The 18,058-nt window shown below is 58.6% G+C and carries 13 protein-coding genes and 3 pseudogenes; 8 read left to right on the plus strand and 8 right to left on the minus strand.

The genetic code is table 11. From position 1 onward, the window contains the following. Positions 1–27 precede the first annotated feature (27 nt). Positions 28–912: an MBL fold metallo-hydrolase gene (locus tag AC07WT_RS23405; protein ID WP_494948779.1), complete on the minus strand. Its 885-nt coding sequence runs from the start codon at positions 910–912 to the stop codon at positions 28–30. Positions 913–1,278: 366 nt separating this feature from the next. Here AC07WT_RS23405 and AC07WT_RS23410 point away from each other — a divergent pair, with 366 nt between their 5' ends. Next, the gene (locus tag AC07WT_RS23410; RefSeq protein ID WP_494951016.1) at positions 1,279–2,583 is read left to right on the plus strand and encodes a sigma-54 interaction domain-containing protein; all 1,305 of its coding nucleotides are present in this window, start codon (positions 1,279–1,281) and stop codon (positions 2,581–2,583) included. 209 nt (positions 2,584–2,792) lie between these two features. Beyond that, a pseudogene (locus AC07WT_RS23415) lies at positions 2,793–3,644 on the plus strand (IS91 family transposase); the annotation flags it as partial. Positions 3,645–3,650: 6 nt separating this feature from the next. Here AC07WT_RS23415 and AC07WT_RS23420 read toward each other — a convergent pair. Both AC07WT_RS23420 and AC07WT_RS23425 read right to left on the minus strand, forming a co-directional pair. Further along, positions 3,651–4,055: pseudogene (locus AC07WT_RS23420) on the minus strand (Tn3 family transposase); the annotation flags it as partial. A gap of 554 nt (positions 4,056–4,609) precedes the next feature. Next, on the minus strand, positions 4,610–5,290 hold the full coding sequence (locus AC07WT_RS23425) for a hypothetical protein (protein WP_494948780.1): 681 nt from the start codon (positions 5,288–5,290) through the stop codon (positions 4,610–4,612). 329 nt (positions 5,291–5,619) lie between these two features. On the opposite strand from AC07WT_RS23425, the gene AC07WT_RS23430 reads away from it, so the two are divergent. Then, positions 5,620–6,066: a TIGR02594 family protein gene (locus AC07WT_RS23430; RefSeq protein ID WP_494948781.1), complete on the plus strand. Its 447-nt coding sequence runs from the start codon at positions 5,620–5,622 to the stop codon at positions 6,064–6,066. A gap of 170 nt (positions 6,067–6,236) precedes the next feature. Here AC07WT_RS23430 and AC07WT_RS23435 read toward each other — a convergent pair whose 3' ends face one another. Continuing rightward, positions 6,237–6,956 (minus strand): SDR family NAD(P)-dependent oxidoreductase, encoded by a 720-nt coding sequence (locus AC07WT_RS23435; RefSeq protein ID WP_494948782.1) that lies wholly within the window; start codon positions 6,954–6,956, stop codon positions 6,237–6,239. Positions 6,957–7,090: 134 nt separating this feature from the next. Here AC07WT_RS23435 and AC07WT_RS23440 point away from each other — a divergent pair. Next, a pseudogene (locus tag AC07WT_RS23440) lies at positions 7,091–8,046 on the plus strand (LysR family transcriptional regulator). 471 nt (positions 8,047–8,517) lie between these two features. Here the strand turns inward: AC07WT_RS23440 and AC07WT_RS23445 are convergent. The 3 genes from AC07WT_RS23445 to AC07WT_RS23455 all read right to left on the minus strand — a co-directional run bounded on the left by AC07WT_RS23445 (position 8,518) and on the right by AC07WT_RS23455 (position 9,608). Then, complete coding sequence (locus tag AC07WT_RS23445) at positions 8,518–8,721, minus strand: hypothetical protein (RefSeq protein ID WP_429258661.1); 204 nt, start codon at positions 8,719–8,721, stop codon at positions 8,518–8,520. Positions 8,722–9,106: 385 nt separating this feature from the next. Next, the gene (locus AC07WT_RS23450; RefSeq protein WP_494948783.1) at positions 9,107–9,469 is read right to left on the minus strand and encodes a hypothetical protein; all 363 of its coding nucleotides are present in this window, start codon (positions 9,467–9,469) and stop codon (positions 9,107–9,109) included. Positions 9,470–9,488: 19 nt separating this feature from the next. Further along, positions 9,489–9,608: an NYN domain-containing protein gene (locus AC07WT_RS23455; RefSeq protein ID WP_494948784.1), complete on the minus strand. Its 120-nt coding sequence runs from the start codon at positions 9,606–9,608 to the stop codon at positions 9,489–9,491. Positions 9,609–10,791: 1,183 nt separating this feature from the next. Here AC07WT_RS23455 and AC07WT_RS23460 point away from each other — a divergent pair. Next, entirely contained in the window at positions 10,792–12,339 is a 1,548-nt protein-coding gene (locus AC07WT_RS23460) for a hypothetical protein (RefSeq protein WP_494948785.1), read from the plus strand. Between the two features lie 56 nt (positions 12,340–12,395). Here the strand turns inward: AC07WT_RS23460 and AC07WT_RS23465 are convergent, their stop codons facing one another. Continuing rightward, entirely contained in the window at positions 12,396–12,635 is a 240-nt protein-coding gene (locus AC07WT_RS23465; RefSeq protein ID WP_494948786.1) for a hypothetical protein, read from the minus strand. An 848-nt stretch (positions 12,636–13,483) separates the two neighbouring features. Here AC07WT_RS23465 and AC07WT_RS23470 point away from each other — a divergent pair. The 3 genes from AC07WT_RS23470 to AC07WT_RS23480 all read left to right on the plus strand — a co-directional run bounded on the left by AC07WT_RS23470 (position 13,484) and on the right by AC07WT_RS23480 (position 17,848). Continuing rightward, a complete protein-coding gene (locus AC07WT_RS23470; RefSeq protein ID WP_494948787.1) occupies positions 13,484–14,434 on the plus strand; it encodes an acyltransferase family protein in 951 nt (316 codons plus the stop codon). A gap of 224 nt (positions 14,435–14,658) precedes the next feature. Continuing rightward, positions 14,659–15,192 (plus strand): acyltransferase, encoded by a 534-nt coding sequence (locus AC07WT_RS23475; protein ID WP_492596490.1) that lies wholly within the window; start codon positions 14,659–14,661, stop codon positions 15,190–15,192. A gap of 1,384 nt (positions 15,193–16,576) precedes the next feature. After that, a complete protein-coding gene (locus AC07WT_RS23480; protein ID WP_494951017.1) occupies positions 16,577–17,848 on the plus strand; it encodes a hypothetical protein in 1,272 nt (423 codons plus the stop codon). Positions 17,849–18,058 lie beyond the last annotated feature (210 nt).

The raw sequence follows: 18,058 nt of genomic DNA on the forward strand, positions 1-18,058 counted from the left end.
AGAGCGTATTGTTCATAACGAGTTGATTCAGATTCCATTGAGCGGAATCTTGAGATAGGAAATGCCGTTCTCTTCCGCTTCGGGCATCTGTCCGGCGCGCATATTCACCTGCACGGACGGCAGGATCAGTACGGGCATGGTGAGCGTCGCATCACGCGAGGTGCGCATCGCGACGAACGTCTCCTCGCTCGTGCCGTTGCGCACATGAATGTTTTGCTCGCGCTGCTCGGCGACCGTGCTCACAAACTGCACGGAGCGTCCGCCTGGCTGATAGTCGTGACACATGTAGAGCTTCGTGTCCGCCGGCAAGCTCAACACCTTGTTGATCGAGCGAAAGAGCGCGCGGGCGTCGCCGCCGGGGAAATCGCAGCGTGCGGTGCCGTAGTCGGGCATGAACAGCGTGTCGCCAACGAACGCCGCAGTGTCGATGCCATCGCTGACCGCGTACGTCATGCAGGCCGGTGTGTGACCCGGCGTGTGCATCGCGCGCGCCTTCAACGCTCCGATCTCGAATACGTCGCCATCCGCAAGCAATCGATCGAACTGTCGGCCGTCGCGCGAGAAATCGAGCCCGGCGTTGAAGAGCTTGCCAAACTCCTTCTGCACGCGTATTACCTCCGCGCCGATCGCGATCTGTCCACCAAGCTTTTCCTTTAGGTAAGGCGCCGCGGACAGGTGATCAGCGTGTACATGCGTTTCAAGCAGCCAGCGAACCTTGATGCCGAGTTCGCCGACGCGCGCTATGAGCTTGTCGGCGCTTGCCGTACACGTGCGCCCGGACTTCGGCTCATAGTCGAGAACGCTATCGATTAGCGCGCAATCGCCCGTGCGGGCATCGAGCAGCAAGTAGCTGATCGTGGATGTCTTTGGATCGAAGAAGCCTTCGATGACCATTGGGCTCGTGGTGTTCATGCCATCTCCTTGATCTCGATCAATCGTGCGCGCTTCTGATACAAGACTCGTGCCAGCGTCGACTATCCCAAGTGGAACGCGTCCTAAGTAACTGATTAACAATGAATAAGTCTCTGCAACCGGGTTGCCTCGATCGTGGCAGCCATCTTGAGACGAAGCTGGACTGCCAAATTTGGCAGTCCAGCTGGCAGTGTTGGCGGAGTTCGTGGCAGCGGCTATAGTGAGGCCTGCCTGTAGGAAGCCGCCACCATGAAATCGCCCGAATCGATCGTCGAGCCCAAGTCCGGTACAGCTGGGTCATCCGACAACCCCGCGACGCCTGACATCGGCGCGTTGGTGTCTTACCTCGAGCACGACGCACAGCCCATGATCGTGCTCGATCCGGCCTACCAGATTCTCGCCGCCAATACGGCCTATCAGCGGCAGTTCGGCGTTGCCGGTCAGCCGCATGTCGGCCACAAGTGCTACCACGTCTCGCATCACTATGATGTCCCGTGCGACCAGGCGGGGGAGCACTGCCCGATGAAGCAGGCGCTCGAACAGCGCGGCCCCAATCGCGTGCTTCATATTCATTTCACGCCCCGCGGTCCGGAACACGTCGATGTCGAGCTGCGTCCGATCTTCGATGGGCAGGGCGAAATAGTCGCTTATGTGGAGCGGCTGACCACCGTGCGCAGCGCGTCGGCCACGCCAAGCGCAGATCGCCTCGTTGGGCGCTCCGCGGCTTTCAATGCGGCGATCTCGGCGCTGCAGCGAGTCGCACCGTCAATGCTGCCCGTGCTGCTGCTCGGAGAATCGGGAACCGGCAAAGAAGTGTTTGCGCGTGCTCTTCATGAGTCGAGCGCGCGCGCGCATAGCCCGTTTGTCGTGGTCGACTGCTCCGGCATCGCGGAAACGCTGTTCGAGAGCGAGCTTTTCGGGTATGAAAGGGGCGCGTTCACTGGCGCGACCGCGCGCAAGCCAGGACTGGTGGAAACCGCGCAGGGCGGAACGTTATTTCTGGACGAGATTGGCGACGTGCCGCTGTCGATGCAGGTCAAGCTGCTGCGTCTCATCGAAACTGGCACTTTCCGCCGGGTTGGCGGCGTCGAGACGTTGCGCGCTGATTTTCGTCTTGTGGCAGCGACGCACAAGCCGTTGCGGGAGATGATCGACGACGGTCGATTCCGGCAGGATTTGTACTACCGCATCAGTGCGTTCCCGATCGAGTTGCCTGCGGTGCGGGAGCGCCGGGATGACATCCCGCTTCTCGTTTTCTCGATTCTGCAACGCATAGGCAACATTCGCGATGTAGCTGGCCGAGCAATGGGCCACAAGCTTGCCGTCGCGCCGGATGCCCTGGCAAAGCTCAAGGCTTATGCATGGCCCGGTAACATCCGGGAAATGCGTAACGTGCTCGACCGCGCCTGTCTTTTGACCGACGACGGCGTGATTCGCGTCGAGCATCTGCCTGTCGACCTCAGGATAGGCGCTTTGACGCCCCAGTTCGAGGACGCTAGCTCGAGGCAGTCGGCACGGGAACGTGAGTTGACGGATGACGAACTCGCTCGCGTCGTGGCGGGATTTTCAGGAACGCGCAAAGCACTCGCCGCCCATCTCGGGATGAGCGAGCGCACTCTATATCGTCGAATGAAGCTGCTCGCACGCGATGTTGCAAAGGGCAAGGCGTAGAATTTTGCACCCTTCATGAGGGACTGGGACGCGAAAATATCGCGGCATCTACTCGAAGCACATTGGGTGCTCATGGGGGTTCAACAAGGTACGCGCTAATGTTCTGCAGAGTATTGGCGCGTACCTTGTTCATCCCCCTCCAACAGTCGCTATGTTCATGATGAACGCTCCTTTGCCGTGGATGTCACGACTTCTCCACTTTGGCATAAATCCCTCGCCGCTTAGCGGGAGTCGTCCATCGCATCAGAGCCGGTGTACATACCTTCGCTCTGACAGAAGAAAGACGCCGGGAGAGTGCGTCACGCACCATCGGTTTCATCGCGATCCTGCACACTTGGGGGCAGAATCTTGTGCATCATCCCCACCTGCACTGCGTGGTCCCGGGCGGTGGCCTTGCACCCGACAGCACGCGCTGGGTGGCCTGCCGGCCCGGGTTCTTCCTTCCCGTGCGGGTGCTCTCGCGCCTGTTCCGGCGCCTGTTTCTCGAACGACTGCAGCGCGCCTTCGAGGCCGGCGAGCTGCGCTTCTTCTCGTCACTGGCGCATCTGTCCGAACCGGCCGGATTTGCCCGCTACCTGACCGGCTCGCGGCATACCGAGTGGGTTGTCTATGCAAAGGAGCCGTTCGGCGGGCCGCATCAGGTCCTCGATTATCTCGGTCGCTATACACACCGCGTCGCGATCTCCAATAACCGCCTCGTCGGTATGACCGACGGGCATGTCACGTTCCGCTGGAAGGACTATCGTCACCCGGGCAGGCCCCGCGTGATGCGCCTGGACGCCCAGGAATTCATCCGGCGCTTCCTGCTACATGTGCTGCCGCGCGGGCTACAACGCATCCGTCACTACGGGTTGCTCAGCAATCGTCTGCGTGAGTCCCGGCTGACCGTATGCCGTCATCTGCTCGACGCCGTGCCCACCAGCAAAGTCCGCAGCGCGGCCGAACCTGACTATCGCGACCGCTACGCGAAACTGACCGGCCGGTCGCTACGCGACTGTCCCGTGTGCACGCGCGGGCGCATGTTGGGGTTTGAGGCGCATTGGAACGGAAAACCGGGTTAAGGATTTTCATGCGTCGCTGTCGGCCGGATCACGTAAGGGCCGCAACTCGCCGTTGGCCACAGCTTCCGGCACCGAGAACGAATACCGTCCCAGCATGTTGATGTGCTCGTGCAAGAGCGGCGACAGCCGCGCCACGTCTGCGTCCTGCACCGCGTATCCTTCCGCTCGAAGTTGGTTCAAGGCGGCCGCGATGTAAATCGTGTTCCACAGCACGATCATGTTGAGCACCAGGCCGAGTGCACCCAACTGGTCTTCCTGGCCCTCGCGGTAATGCTGGCGCAGCTCACCGCGCTTGCCGTGGAAGACGGCGCGGGCGACGCTGTGGCGGCCTTCGCCGCGGTTGAGTTGAGTCAATGTCCCTCTGCGCTTGGCTTCATCGTCGATATAGGTCAGCGTATGCAGCGTCTTGTCGTCCGCCGAAGTAAAGTTAAGACAATTTGCGAAGTAAAACTATGACTTTGCCGGAATTTGATTGATTTGCCGTATACGTGGCGATCAATTTTCCATATAAATCAATGAATTGGAACTGTGTGAGAAGTAAAGATGAGACTTTTTCTGCCTTCTGCTCGTCGATTCTTGTGGGGCGACCGGGACTGGCTCGTTTTCAGGGGTGGCACTTACGCATAAAAATACATTCGACAAGATAATAACCGTTATTTTATTGGCATTGCTTATGAAGAGGATCCAATGTTGAGGATGTCCGGAGAATGCAGAAATTGCGGCCATGTCCTGTGTTTCGTGAGATGAGAGGGAAGGTTCGCACGGAGCATGACGCCTCCACTGTGCGCAGGCTGGTGAGCAATAGAAGGGGGCTGGGCCTGTCGAATCGTCCACCACCATCTCTTCATGAAGTCACGACTTTACTTCCCTTTACACGCAAGATCGATGTTTAGTTCGCGTCCGAGGAAAGTAAAGTTTGGTGCACCGGCCAGCCGGCTTACCGAAATGCCGGGTTTTCCGCCGGGTTACCGTGTCCCAACTTCACTTCGTGGGACGGTCGCAGGCGCAGCGGCGAAACCCTTCCGTCGCCAGGCTAATGCAACGAGCGTTTTCTTTCCAGCAGGAGACACCGTGAATACGCGGATCCAAGCGGGATGTTCGCCGAGCTCTGACATATTCGTCGTCTCGTCATCTTCCTCCGCAGATGGGCGAGCCCAGCCGAGAGCGATGATCCTGATCGTTCGTCCAGCCCGGTCCAACAGTTCCTGTCGCTGGACCTGCTTGCCGAGCAACCGAAATCGTGACGCGGGAACATGGGAGTTCGCCACGAAGTATTCCGCGATCACCCAGTCGCCCCCCGAAGAGACGATCGGAACATCCCGTCGACGATCGTAACGATAGATTCTGGTCAGGTCGTGAAGGACCGATTGCGGAACAGCGCTATCTGGAAATGAATAGCGTGCCGGTTTGAAATCACCGGTTTCCGACGCGATCGAGTTCTCGGCATTCATGTCGAGACGCAACAGCTTTGGCGACAACGTAATCGAAATCAGCGCATTACCAGCGGTCCTGGCGACATACGACGGTCGGGAGGACTCAACCGTCTTGATGGAAGGCTCCGCTCGCGGCAAAGCCAATCCGCATGGCGAGATCACGACGCTGGCAAGAGCTCCTATGGCGAAATATGCTTTCAGGCGAAATTTCATTGTGCTGCGAGGTCCCTTCTTTTCTGGTAGCACTTCAGCGCACCCACTCAGGAACCGGCCGAAGTGACGGGTTGTTCATCGCGCGGGCCGCAGCATGTCGATCTTCCGCGAATACGTCGCAACGCGTTCAGCGTAGACGTGGACCTCGGCGGTCTGCAAACACTCCCGACTCGTGATCGCGCCCCCTCACTGGCAGAGCGGTCAGGTTAGCCGTTTAACCCGTTTTTGTTTTGCGTGCAAGGGTCGCGGCGTCGGCGGCAGTCGACCACGTGGCTCGAATCGGCGACAATCGCGGGGAGCAAATAAGAAACCGTTCAACGGGAATGATCATGGATACCAGAGATAGCGCCGCCGAACCTGCCTGGATGCCTGTGGCGATTGCCGAACGCGGCGTCAGACGTTTTCCGGTTGGCGAAACGAATCCACGGATCGTCGAATACAACAACCAAACCAACCTCGTTGGTTATGACGACAAAATCTCTTGGTGTTCCTCATTCATAAACTGGTGCCTGGCAAGCGCCGGTGTTCGCGGTACGGGATCAGCATTGGCGCGGTCCTGGCTCGATTGGGGTGTCGCCCTTGAGAGCCCGATCTTCGGCTGTATTGCTGTCCTGACGCGCGACGATCCCACAAGCTGGCGGGGGCATGTCGGTTTCTATCTTCGCCACGACGCTGATTTTATTTATCTCTTTGGCGGAAACCAGTTAGAAGAGGTTCGCGAGGTAGCCTATCCGGTCGCCTCGGTGCTCGGCTTTAGGTGGCCGAAGTCGTTCTGACGCCGTCCGTGTTCATTGAAAAGCAAAGCGCTGACTGTGAAGGGTCTTCTGCGCTTGCGTGAATGTCCGTTACGGGGAAGCACGGCTGACCGCTGAGGGTCGGCCACGGCCTGTCGCGTCGAGCTGCATTTAACTAATTCGGATAACTACGTAATTGAGCGGCTGGCGGGTCACCACCGGACGGTCCGGCCGCGATAATCGAGGTATTCGAGCCCGGGATGGCCCTGCTTGGCCAGCAACACATTCACGACCCCGGGAACGCTCTCCTCGATCGACAGTCGCCCCTCGGGCCCACCCAGGTCGGTGCGTACCCAGCCCGGCGCCATCAGCAGCATGGCGCGCGGTGTTTGCACCTGGCGCGCGGCAAAGCTGCGCATGAACTGGTTCAATGCCGCCTTGCTGCCGCGATAGACCTCCCGCTGGCCGGACTCATTGTCCGCGATACTACCTTGCCCGGACGACATAACCCCTATCAGGCCGGCCGGCGGAACGAGGTCGGACAGGCTCTCCACCACCCGCATCGGGCTGAGCGCGTTGGTAATCATGAGGTTTGCGAAATCCTCGGTCGACACCTCGCCGATGGTCTGGGTCGGATCCGGATTGGTCGTGCCGGCGTTGACGAACAGAATATCGAACATCCGGCCGGACAAGTGCTCGCGCAAGGCCCGGATCTGGTCGGGCCGGGTGATGTCCAGCGTCTCGATCTCGACCTGGTCCGGATGCGCATCGGCCAGGTCGTGCAGCAGGGTCCGGCCGCAGTCGGCACGGACGGTGCCCGTGACGTTCCGTCCCTTCGTCAGGAACTCGGCCGCCATGGCGTAGCCGAGGCCTCGCGAGGCGCCGATGAGCAGGATCGTGGGCGTGTGAGTGGGGTTTGGGGCCTGGGGCATGAGACTCTCCTTTTTCATCGAAGGTGACGCCAGGAATTCTGGTGATCACTACGGATTTGCGCCAGACGCCCCGTATGCAATCCATGATTGCACCGGACGCCCTGCCTAGCCCAGCTTTCCACTATGCTAGAGGCATGCCACGCGTCGACCTCAACCTCCTGGCCGCCTTGGATGCGCTGCTGACCGAACGCAGCGTCACGGCAGCGGCAAAGCGCATGAACCTCAGCATCTCTGCCATGAGCCGCGCGCTCACCCGCCTGCGCTCGGCCACAGGCGACCGCCTGCTGCTGCAGGCCGGCCGCACGCTGGTCCTAACCCCTTACGCCGAACAACTGAGCCAGCGCATCCCCGTCTTGGCTCGCGAAACGGAGGCGGTATTGAGCCCCGCCGACCACCGGTTCGACGTCGCCACCCTTGAACAAAGCTTCACCCTTCGAGCGGGCGAAGGCTTCATCGACCTGCTTGGCGCGGCCTTGATGGACCGGATCCATCGCGCGGCTTGGGCGTGCAGCTTCGCTTCACGCCCAAGCCGGATTGGGGCGCCCAGCCACTGCGGGAAGGCACGGTCGATCTCGAGATCGGCACCGTTAGGACCTCGGCCCCCGAGATGCGTACGCGCCGGCTTTTCCGTGACCGTTACGTGGGCGTGTGTCGCGTCGGCCATCCCCTCTTGGGCGGCGCCGGCATCAGCGTCGAGCACTGGACTGCGTGCGGCCACGTGGTGACCTCGCGCATGGGGGACATGGAGAACCCGATGGCCGTGGCCTTGGAGCCACGGGGCCTGCAGCGGAAGGTGTTGATGGTGGTACCCGCCTATACCAGCGCCATGCAGGTAGCCCGCCACTCGGACTTGCTCGCCGTCGTCCCGCATTCCTGCCTCGGTAATCCGTTCGCGCCTGATCACGCCTTCGCCAACGGGCTGCAGTGCTTTGAGCTGCCCGTACCCACGGCGGCGTTCAACGTCTCGGCGATCTGGCATCCACGCCTCGACCAGGATCCGGCCCATCGCTGGCTTCGCGCTGAGGTGCTGGAGGTGTGCCTGGCCGCTTATCCGCACGATCCTCTTACGGACTCGCTGCAGTCTGCATGAACCCATCGGCCGGCGAGCAACGTCGGCTCCTGCGGCAGAGTTCGTTTAGGGTTGTCCTTCGTTTAGGGTTGTTCGATGCCTGCCATCGTCCGCAGGAATGTGAGTGTGCCACCACGCCTTGCTGGCAGGCGTCGAACGGTGTCCTAGACAGGGTTCCGGGTCGGTCGGGCTTCCTGGAGGTTCTACTCGACCACCGGGGTCGGCAGGCCGGCGGCTAGTTCATGGCTGGGAACCCATTGAACGAAAAGGCACGACTGTCGACTCCACGCGGGGACTTCACATTCGTGAATACCACTACCGGCATCGCCATGCAGGGTGCTGTGCGGGATCTGGCTAAGCGCGTACTCGGCAGGGAACCCGCGGACAACCGCTCGCGCCCGGCCAGATGGTCGACGCGCGCCGGGGCGATGGGTCGGGGCGGACGAGTAACTTGACAATACTACCCGTCGCGCGTGTGAAGCTGCGTCCCAACTAGCGCGGTGCATAGCCGCTCGTCACCGAGTTGATCAGCAGGCCGTCAACATAGACGGAAACGGGCTCGCCATCGGGCGACATCAGCAAGTTGCCGGTATTGTGCTGGCCCGGCAGTTTCATCATGCCACCATGGACGGCGGCCATGTCGTGATGATCGAGTTCGACGGCGACGGGAAGGTCGGTGATCGCGAGTGTGTTCATGGCGTGCTCCTGATCAATGTGAGGTTTCGTGTCGAATGGGCGTTGCAACACGTGCGTCCATCGATGCATAGGCCGTGCCAAAGCTTGCAGCGATCTGCGCGACACGCGGCCGGGCCCGACAGAACAAGGGGAACGACTGTATCAAGTCTGTGTGCGCGATCGATCACAGCTGCCGTAGCCCGCGTAGTTGATGGATTTATGCCGACAGGGCGCGGCCGACCGTCGCGGCGCTACCGACAGCCCGAGCAGGACATCCAGCGTGTCCCATCACAACAATTGATCGCCGTGACCGGGTGCCTGCCTGGTCCTGGGTCACGGTTTGAACGAGTGGACCCGACCTGCTGCCATACGCAGCGGTCCGTCGACCCTTTGCGGCCGTTCAGTTTCAGCCATCTGCAATGTCTGCTATTCGGCTTGGAACGGACGGAAACGCCTGCGCGAAAGCTATGCCTCGGCTATTGCTAGCCGGCCAGCCGGGGAAAAAGCCAGGATCGGTGCGCTTGAGATATTGCCCTGACGCAGCCAGGTGCACATGACCTTCAGGCGTATTACTCGCAAGCAACGCTTCCGCTTCCACCAGAAATTTCGGTCCCCGCTTGATTGCTGACTGCTTTGAATGCTCCGCTTTCGGCTGAGTTGGCATACCCGTCGAAATCTCTTCATCCGTCGTCGATAGTGCCCATTCGAAAAATTGATCGCTAGTAATGCGAACCGCTTCCCGAGTCTTCGATTCGCCAACAATACACACACCGTCGCTCCGCGCTTTCTTATCTTCCGACAGAGATAGCAAAGTCGGAGTCGCTGGTTACGAAACAAAATTTATAAGCCCGATGGTCAAACAATGCTTCGAGAGCATCCAGCGCCAATGCAATGTCTGCGGTGTTCATACCGGCAGCGTACTGATATTGAGGACAGGGTGTAAAAGCGGTGTAAAAGCCTGCCGAACCATTGCTCCCTGCAACGTTTTGCCGAGCGTGCTGTGATTACCATAGCCACGACGGAGAACAACGCGACCAAACTGCGCAACGACTCGTAGTGCCTATTCCAGAATCTCAGGGCTAGTGTTATCGCAATCAACAAGTCCGGCGACGCGAGATTCAGCTGGAAGGACTGGCGCGCTCATCTATCGACCATCATCTTCTTACAGAATGCCAGCATGATAACGGCATTGTCGGACCGGCTTGAAGAGTTCGACGGGCGTATAAAAAGGCTCCATCCAAGAAAACCACCAGCTGCTCCTGGCCGAACTTGGAAGTTCATCGCCGGCCAGCAAACTGGGATGCGTACGTCACGCTTTGAGCTACCGCCTGGGTTTGTCCAGGCGCTCGGAGCACACTTCACAAATAGTGGCGCAGTTGCTGCCGCAATGGCGGCCAATGCTACGCATTGGTCTTTATCCGCCTTCACAAAGTGCGTTCACTACGTTCGGTCACTCTTACCTGTTTTGAGTGTGTTCTAGCACACATACCTACCGGTTTTCCTATTTCGCTTTTCGTATCGCGTCATATGCTAAACGAAAAAAAACGACCGACAAATTGCGGCAACGGCAATAACTACGTGGTAACTACGCGCGGCCGCGAGGGCGGCGCCTGTCGTTGTCTCCTTTCTTACCTTCCCGGCCACCCAAGTACGGTGGCGTGCCCACCTTTTGTCGGTGGGAGCGCAATTCTTTTCGGGGGTGCGGCACTTTTCACGGGTTCGCAGTGTGACGGTAACGCCAGCAAGACGAACGTAACGACGGGAGGCCTTGAAGATGCGGTGACACATGCTGGAGCCAGGTTGCACAACCCTTTCGATAAGTTCGATGCCCACTCTAGCGGCACATTCAAGAACGCTTCACGTTGGCGGGCGCGCATCCCGATGTTGTTGAGCGACGGCAGCGAATAGCCGGTGTTGCTAATCACCTGAGAGACGATACACAGACAGCCGATGAATCCGACAAATTGATAAAGGAATACTACATATATTTAGTTAGGATCGCAATACATAAAACCGACCCCTATAGCACGCACATATCGCGGTGAGCGACTCATCATTTTTTGCCGGCCAGCTCGGCAGCGGAAGACTTCCATGATCAAAAGACGCCAATTTCTTGGCTGCCTGACGGCGCTCGGCGGCAGCTATGTTCTCAGCGGTTGCGGGGGCAGCGGTTCCGACCTGGGCGCTGACACCACCGCCGTTGCCAAAAAGACGAAGGCGAGCGCGTCTCCCAACGGCACGACGGTCCCGCCCGCGGCGTCCATTGTCGACAGTGCCGGCAATGTGTGGACGCTCTCGAACGGGTATATCTACAAGAACGGGGCAAAGGACCAGTACTCGTACAACGTCACTATGCTGCTGTGGTACAACGGCAGCGTCTACCAGGAAAACACGAGCGGAAATTTCTATCAGTGGACAGGGTCGACGTGGGTACAGTGTCGCGATCCGCGCCTTGGGGGCACTTCGGCAGACGGCACGGCGATTCCGCCTGCCTCCTACATCATCGACAAGTACAACAACATCTGGACGGTTTCGAATGGCTATATCTACAAGAACAGCGTCAAGGATCCATATTCCTACAACGTGAGCCTGCTGTTGTGGTATGGCGGCATGATCTATCAATCGGGAACGGGCGGGCAGTTCTATGTCTTGACCTGGGCCGGCAATTGGTTACCGTGTGCGGACCCGCGTATCGCCGCGGCGGCGACGCCGGGTGCATTCTACGGCATGAACGGGCACTACGACTATCCGTTTACGCCCGCTCAGGTCGTCGGCGCGCTGCGTGCGCTCGGGTGCACGACGTATCGCCTCGGTTGCATCAACACGCCGGCCCAGCTGAACCCGGTGGTAACCATGGCAAGCGCTTTCCAGTCCGCAGGACTGACGCTTTTCACCCTCGTCAATTACGGGCTCTACGACGCGAACGGCATACTGTACACGAGTGAAACGGCGGGGTACAACGCTGCGTTTGCAGGGGCTGCGGCAATTGCAAGGGCCCTGGCGCCGTATGGCGTCACAATGTACGAATGTGGCAATGAACTGACGCGCGACCCGGCGATAATCGTGAATTCGGCAACGGCTGGAACAGGGCGCGCTGACTTCAACAACACGAACTGGCCGATCATGCGCGGCGTCATGCGCGGCATGATCGATGGTGTCAAGTCCGTGCAGCCGAACGCCAAGTGCGGCATCAACTTCTGCGTGGCAGATGTCGCTGCTTCCGACATGCTGTGGGATGGCCTGCAGCCGGATGGAACAGGTGGTTACCCTCAGGTGCGCTGGGACATCACGACGTGGCACAACTATCAAGTTTACGGCGATATCTTCGACGTGGGCACAGATGGCGCCGGTCCAGGCTTCAACCTGCCGGTCTACTGCAAGGCGCGCTATGGCGTGCCGTTCATGATCACCGAATGGAACGCCAACCCCGAAGATACCGAAACATTCCGCGCGAGCTACGTCACACAGCAACTCGGCGAATTTTATGCGGCGCGCAAGACGGATGCGATTCAGTCGGCGATGTATTACGAGTTGGACAGCGGTGACGACACGTACGGTATCCTAACGAACAACCTGGTACCGATCCAGCCGACCTACGGCGCGTTCCAGAGCTTCGTCGCGGCGAATCCCGACACCTGACGGTGCCGCCCGGTAAGCCTGGGCAAATCATTTGTCTGGCAGACACATCAGAACTTTTAGCAATAGCCCGGCCCGTTGATCGGGTATCGCTTGCGATCAACAGCCGGACCGCGCGCCTCCAACCCGGTGGCCAGCCACTCCATGACCCTTTCGATTGCGTGTTCGTGCGCCTGATACACCATGCGCAGCGCGTGATGATTGGCCAGGGCTTCGTAATGCTCAGAGTTGGCCAGAAAGAAAAAATCGCGACGCGATGCGGGGCCCCGCTGCCACGTCAACGCGAACAGTTCTGCCATTTCGCTGGCCTGTACGAACGGGATCTGATCCTTTTCCTCGATACCGTCGTCGTCGCCAGATTTGGGGGCGCGGATCGCTTGTTACGGAGGCTTGGCTATGTGCCTGTTTCAACGCTCAACCGTCAGGTGTCAAACGACACAAAGTTGTCCGAGAAATGACACAAAGTCGTCTAAATAGCAAATTCGAGAGCGCACGATCTGGAGAAATCGTTATTAATCAAATGGTTGCCATAAAATTGACGTAAAGTCGTCCTGTTTGGTTGATAGGTGGGCTGCGGAATTTCGCGAGGTTGGCTGAACGGTTTGCAATCCTAACATATTGTTATGTGGTCACTGATGAATCGCGCGATACGCACCACACGCGCTAAGGCTCGGTTCCTAACGTGCCATCGAGGTGCCCCGGGCTTATTGCACCAGGAGCAACGGCGTCTCTGACAAGAGCGTGCGGAGCAGGCGTGAGCGCGCTTGGGACGTCGAGAACCACGCATTCAAAGAAGGTATTTTGCAATGCGAATAATCATCGATTGAAGTGTATCGATCCATCTCGAGGGTTAGGCCGCTCGCGATAGGTCGCGGCAGCGAGAGTCGGCGCCCAGCATGAAGGTGAGCGGCACCCGATAGGGAGAAGTCAACACCACTGGACGTAGGAGATGGAGGAGACCGTGCGTGTGCGGCCGCGACACCGCTAAATTTCCGGTTCGCTTCTCGTGCCGATCCCGTCCAGCAAGACTTGTCAACTTTAAGTCAATTTCAGCAAAATGGACGACTTTGCGTCAATCAAAATTGACGTAAAGTCGTCCAGCACTGCTCGCTGTGCCTTATAAACTGGTCTTTGGGTCCGGACGACTTTGTGTCATTTGACACTCGGCGCCCACAGCCCTGCCGACATCCTGTTGAACGTGCTGTTCCTGCATGCGCTGTCGCCGTCGGCGATCAACAACGTCGTGCCGGGTGGATGGTCGATCGGTGTCGAAATGCTGTTCTATCTGCCGGCGCCGCTGATTTTCTTCTTCACGCTGAACGGTGTGCGGCTCGCGATCGCGTCGGTGTCGGTGCTCGCGATGTCGGCGGCCGTGATGTGGGTCGTCGGTTGCAACGGTGCGCCGGATTGCCATGCCGCGAACAACACGTTTCTCTATTTCTGGCCACCGGTGCAGGTGCCCTGCTTCATCGTCGGGATGTGGGCATGGTTCGCCTTCCGCCCGTATCTCGCAGGCGCGTCCAGCGTCACGCGTCGTGTCGCGTGGCTGTCGCTCACGATAGCGCTCGCGTTCGCGCTCGCCACGGCCGCGCTAGGCGTGTGGCTCGCGAAGGGCCACGAATCTGCACGATTCTTCGCGGCGTGCGCCGGGGCCGGGTTGCTGCTGTTCGTGTGTTCGCACCGGGGGCGCGGCGCCGGCCCGCTCGGGCAGCGACTCTTCAAGCCCTGTGCAATGGCAATCGGCCGTGAGAGCTACGGCATTTATCTCTGGCACTTCATTTGCACTTACGCGACGTTTCATTTCTTTGCGCTCGTGTTTGGGCGGACCAACAAACACATGTCGTTGGCGCTTTTCATTGTGACTATCGCCATTGTGCTCGTGGTTTCCTACGCGCTTTCGCGGCTCTCCGACCGGTTTATCCAGGCATGGGCCGCGCGCTTTTCGCACCGGCTGCTTGCCCGGATCGACGAACGTTTCGCGTTGCCAGTCGTCGCTAAACGGGCGGCAAAGTCCACTACATACGCAGCCCGACGTTCAAAGTCTCCTATTGAGCCCGCCGCCACGGCGCTGGGATGTGGTCAACAGCGCTCTGTATAATGGTTTCCTATGGAACGAATCCAGTCGATCAAGCCGCAACTGGCGGAATTGCGCCTTTTGCCGACTCAAACGATTCGATGGCGGCGGCCCTATCGAGTGAGCGCATTTTTTGACATGCCCGGCAAAGAACGGCTTAAGTCAGGCGAACCGCGCAAGCGCCCCAAACAGAGCTACGGTGTTCGACCGCGCACGATGGTGCGATGCGCGGTGATCTAGGCGGGACTATGAAGCTACTGACGGCACTGAAACGACACATCTTCATGAGCATCGGCAACACAATGCCGACGTACGGCCCTTTCAATCGCATGCGTGCTTCGTTGTACCGCAAGGCCGGCATGGCGATTGGCAAGGACGTGACGATCATCGGGCCGTTGAACGTCGAGCTGAGCTTGAACGAGGAAACGATTCGCGGCATCTCGATCGGGGACCGTGCGTATCTGAACGCTGATACGCGCCTAGCCTGTCGCAACAGCCGCATCTCGATCGGCGTCGACGTGCAGATCGGGCCGCGTGTGTCGTTCGAGACGGCGACGCACGATATCGTGTTTGCGCCCGAGCTCGGGCGGGGGCTAGATCACCATGAGATTCGCGTCGAAAACAAGGTATGGATCGGTGCGGGCGCGACGATCTTGCCCGGAGTGACGATTCACGAGGCGGCTGTGGTTGCAGCGGGTGCAGTGGTGACGAAGAACGTGCCGGCCTATACGCTTGTCGGCGGCGTGCCGGCCCGAAAAATCAAGGATATCGCGCGCACGTGACCTTGCTCGCGCCGCATGACGGAGACGTCGGCGGCGGCGAGGAGGCCAGACCTTCAATCCCGCAGCAGCCATGCCGCGGACGCGTGCAGACACGGACCGGTGCGCGACGGCTAACGCGACCTTCGAGCGAGCCTACGGCAGGATTGCGCTTATCAAATGAGTTAATGCAACTGTCTTTTCAGATCGGAAAGTTCGGCATGAACCGATCTGACAGCACTTTTCACTCTCGCATCTACATTGGTCGCACGTTGACACGCCTGCTCTGCACGGTAGCCGACTTCCTCAAGGCCGTCTACGTATTGTCGCATGCGATTTCGCTTCCGATGTGCAGCGGCCGTCGCTAACGCACGTAAGGCCGACGGTACTTCAGTCAACGCCTCCGAACCTCGCAAGTAGTCGTCGATACATGGTTTCTCATAAGCACCATCCGCGCGCGACGATAACCGGAGTCCTCCAGACCGTCTCGTTAGGGCCGGCAACCGCTGACGTGCCTTCGCACATTCAGTGACCGAGATTTGCCGAATGTGAGAAAAAACGCCTTGTCCAACCCGCGCGGAACCATTCTTCTGCAATGCCGTGTTTCTTTCGAAAGCTTCTACATCAGGAAGTCGGAGGGCCGCTGCTTGTGCCGTCCCGTATTTGCTGCAGCACTTCCAGGGTCGAATCCGAAAAAATATTCTCAATGAAGCTAGATCTCCAACATCTAACGCGGGTTTGATTTTCGGTAATTACGACATCTTTGCTGGAGGACACTGCGCGTCCGCCCTAAGCCAGCCGAATGCATATAGTACTGCGAGTACTGCATGAGGAACTGCAGTCCGATAATTACCTCGTGGGGTCAAATTCGCCAATGGGGCCGCCCAAGACTGTCAATCATCTGAAGGAAAAAGCGGGATTTCCCTTTTCAATAAGGAACATTCAGAAGAATTCTGCTAATTGGAAGGTGGCCCCACATTTTTATGCAAATTAACTCGCGCTGCGGATATTATTTACCCGGTCGGACGAGCATGCGCGAACAAATTGCCGGGACTGTCTTTTACGGCTGAAAGGCGAAACGTTTGCGAAATGCACAAGGATAGGCGGCAGTAGTGGAAGCACAAACGGAGAATTGTCGAAACCCGCTGTTCAAAGGCCTCGCAGATTCGGAAGGATGCGCCTGAGTGATGGCGACATCTGACCTTTAGCGTCACCGCCTCGAAGCATGTCGTAGGGGGCGGTTCAATCAGTTCTTCCTGTCCACGTATCGAGCAAGCGGGAAATTGCCATTACCAGTAAGGATTGCTGAGTAATGCGAAATCGCTCGTGCCGTACTTCTAATCCGAAATTCGAGCAGTCGCCTATTTGGATTTTTTTCGAGAACTTTCTCGACAGGGACGAATTTGCCATGATTAAACGACGTCAATTTCTTGGCTGCCTGACGGCTCTCGGTGGCAGTTATATCCTGACGGCACGTGGCGCGGACTCCAGCTTGGGTAGCGCAGTGTCGGCGAACGGTACCACCATACCATCGGCCGCGTCGATCACCGACAACTCCGGCGCCGTGTGGACGGTTGTCAGTGGTATCATTTATCGCAATGGCAATGCCGTGGGCAATACGTATAACGTGTCGCTGCTGCTCTGGTACGGCGGAAAGATCTGGCACAAGGGTACGGGCGGCCAGTTCTACGTGTGCACCGACCTTGGCGGATGGTTGCCATGTAATGACCCACGTATCACCGCCGCGGCCACTGCGGGAACGTTCTACGGCATGAACGGGCATTATGACTATACCTACACACCGGCACAGCTCGTATCGATCCTGAAGGGCATCGGCTGCACGAATTATCGTGTGGGATGTACTGACGACCCTGCCCAGGTGAATGCGGTCGTTAAACTGGCGCAAGCATTCCAGTCGAATGGAATTTCACTGCTCGTGCTGATCAACCAGGGCGTCTACGATTCCAATGGCAATCTGTTCAGCAGCGAGTCTGCTGCATACAACCGCGGATTGCAGGCTGCCATGACTGTCGCCAATGCGCTCAAGCCATACGGCGTCACGGTCTACGAGTGCGGGAACGAATTGACGCGACAGAACGCGACGATCCTCGACTTCACCAACGCAGGCACCAAAGCGGTCGACTTCAACAACCAGAACTGGCCCATCATGCGCGGTGTGATGCGCGGGATGATCGACGGCGTGAAGGCCGTTCAGCCGTCCGCAAAATGCGGTATCAACTTCTGTGCTGCGGACATTGGCGCAGCTGACGCGTTATGGGACGGTATGCAACCGGACGGCACAGGCGGCTATCCGAAGGTGCGGTGGGACATCACGACCTGGCACAACTACGAGGTGTACGGCGACATCTTCAACATTGGAATCGACGGGTCAGGCCCGGGTTTCGACCTGCCTGCGTATTGCAACGCCCGATACGGCGTGCCGTTCATCATCACCGAATGGAACACCGGACCGGAGAGCACTCAGGCATATCGAGCCAATTACATCACGAACACGCTGGGCAAGTTCTATCAGGCGCGGAAAACGCACAACATTCAGTCGGTGATGTATTTCGTGCTCGATAGCGGAGACAATACCTTCGGCATTATGACCAATGGCGTTGCACTCAATCCACCGTACAGTGCATTCACCAGTTTCGTGTCGGGCAACACCGATAACTGACCCCCTTGCAGACGATCGCGTTTGCGTCACTATCCCCGCTCGCAGTGCGAGCGGGGAATGGACAGTGTCGCGGGCGGTGCCGAAGGTTCAAGCGTTTTCCCCGTTCGTAGCGCAGTAATGCGGTCATCCCAGTGGCGATCGGTGAGCGGCTGCTTTGGCCGTGATGCAAGATTCACCTTCGCAGATGGAAAGGCCGCTTACTGGACGAAG

It is taken from the genome of Paraburkholderia sp. GW821-FHT02A12, from assembly GCF_059422005.1.

Bases quoted from the DNA above. Each gene is read 5' to 3' on its own strand.
- AC07WT_RS23405 (WP_494948779.1), bottom strand. From the start codon at position 912: ATGAACACCACGAGCCCAATGGTCATCGAAGGCTTCTTCGATCCAAAG.
- AC07WT_RS23410 (WP_494951016.1), top strand. From the start codon at position 1,279: ATGATCGTGCTCGATCCGGCCTACCAGATTCTCGCCGCCAATACGGCC.
- AC07WT_RS23425 (WP_494948780.1), bottom strand. From the start codon at position 5,290: ATGAAATTTCGCCTGAAAGCATATTTCGCCATAGGAGCTCTTGCCAGC.
- AC07WT_RS23430 (WP_494948781.1), top strand. From the start codon at position 5,620: ATGGATACCAGAGATAGCGCCGCCGAACCTGCCTGGATGCCTGTGGCG.
- AC07WT_RS23435 (WP_494948782.1), bottom strand. From the start codon at position 6,956: ATGCCCCAGGCCCCAAACCCCACTCACACGCCCACGATCCTGCTCATC.
- AC07WT_RS23445 (WP_429258661.1), bottom strand. From the start codon at position 8,721: ATGAACACACTCGCGATCACCGACCTTCCCGTCGCCGTCGAACTCGAT.
- AC07WT_RS23455 (WP_494948784.1), bottom strand. From the start codon at position 9,608: ATGAACACCGCAGACATTGCATTGGCGCTGGATGCTCTCGAAGCATTG.
- AC07WT_RS23460 (WP_494948785.1), top strand. From the start codon at position 10,792: ATGATCAAAAGACGCCAATTTCTTGGCTGCCTGACGGCGCTCGGCGGC.
- AC07WT_RS23465 (WP_494948786.1), bottom strand. From the start codon at position 12,635: ATGGCAGAACTGTTCGCGTTGACGTGGCAGCGGGGCCCCGCATCGCGT.
- AC07WT_RS23475 (WP_492596490.1), top strand. From the start codon at position 14,659: ATGAAGCTACTGACGGCACTGAAACGACACATCTTCATGAGCATCGGC.
- AC07WT_RS23480 (WP_494951017.1), top strand. From the start codon at position 16,577: ATGATTAAACGACGTCAATTTCTTGGCTGCCTGACGGCTCTCGGTGGC.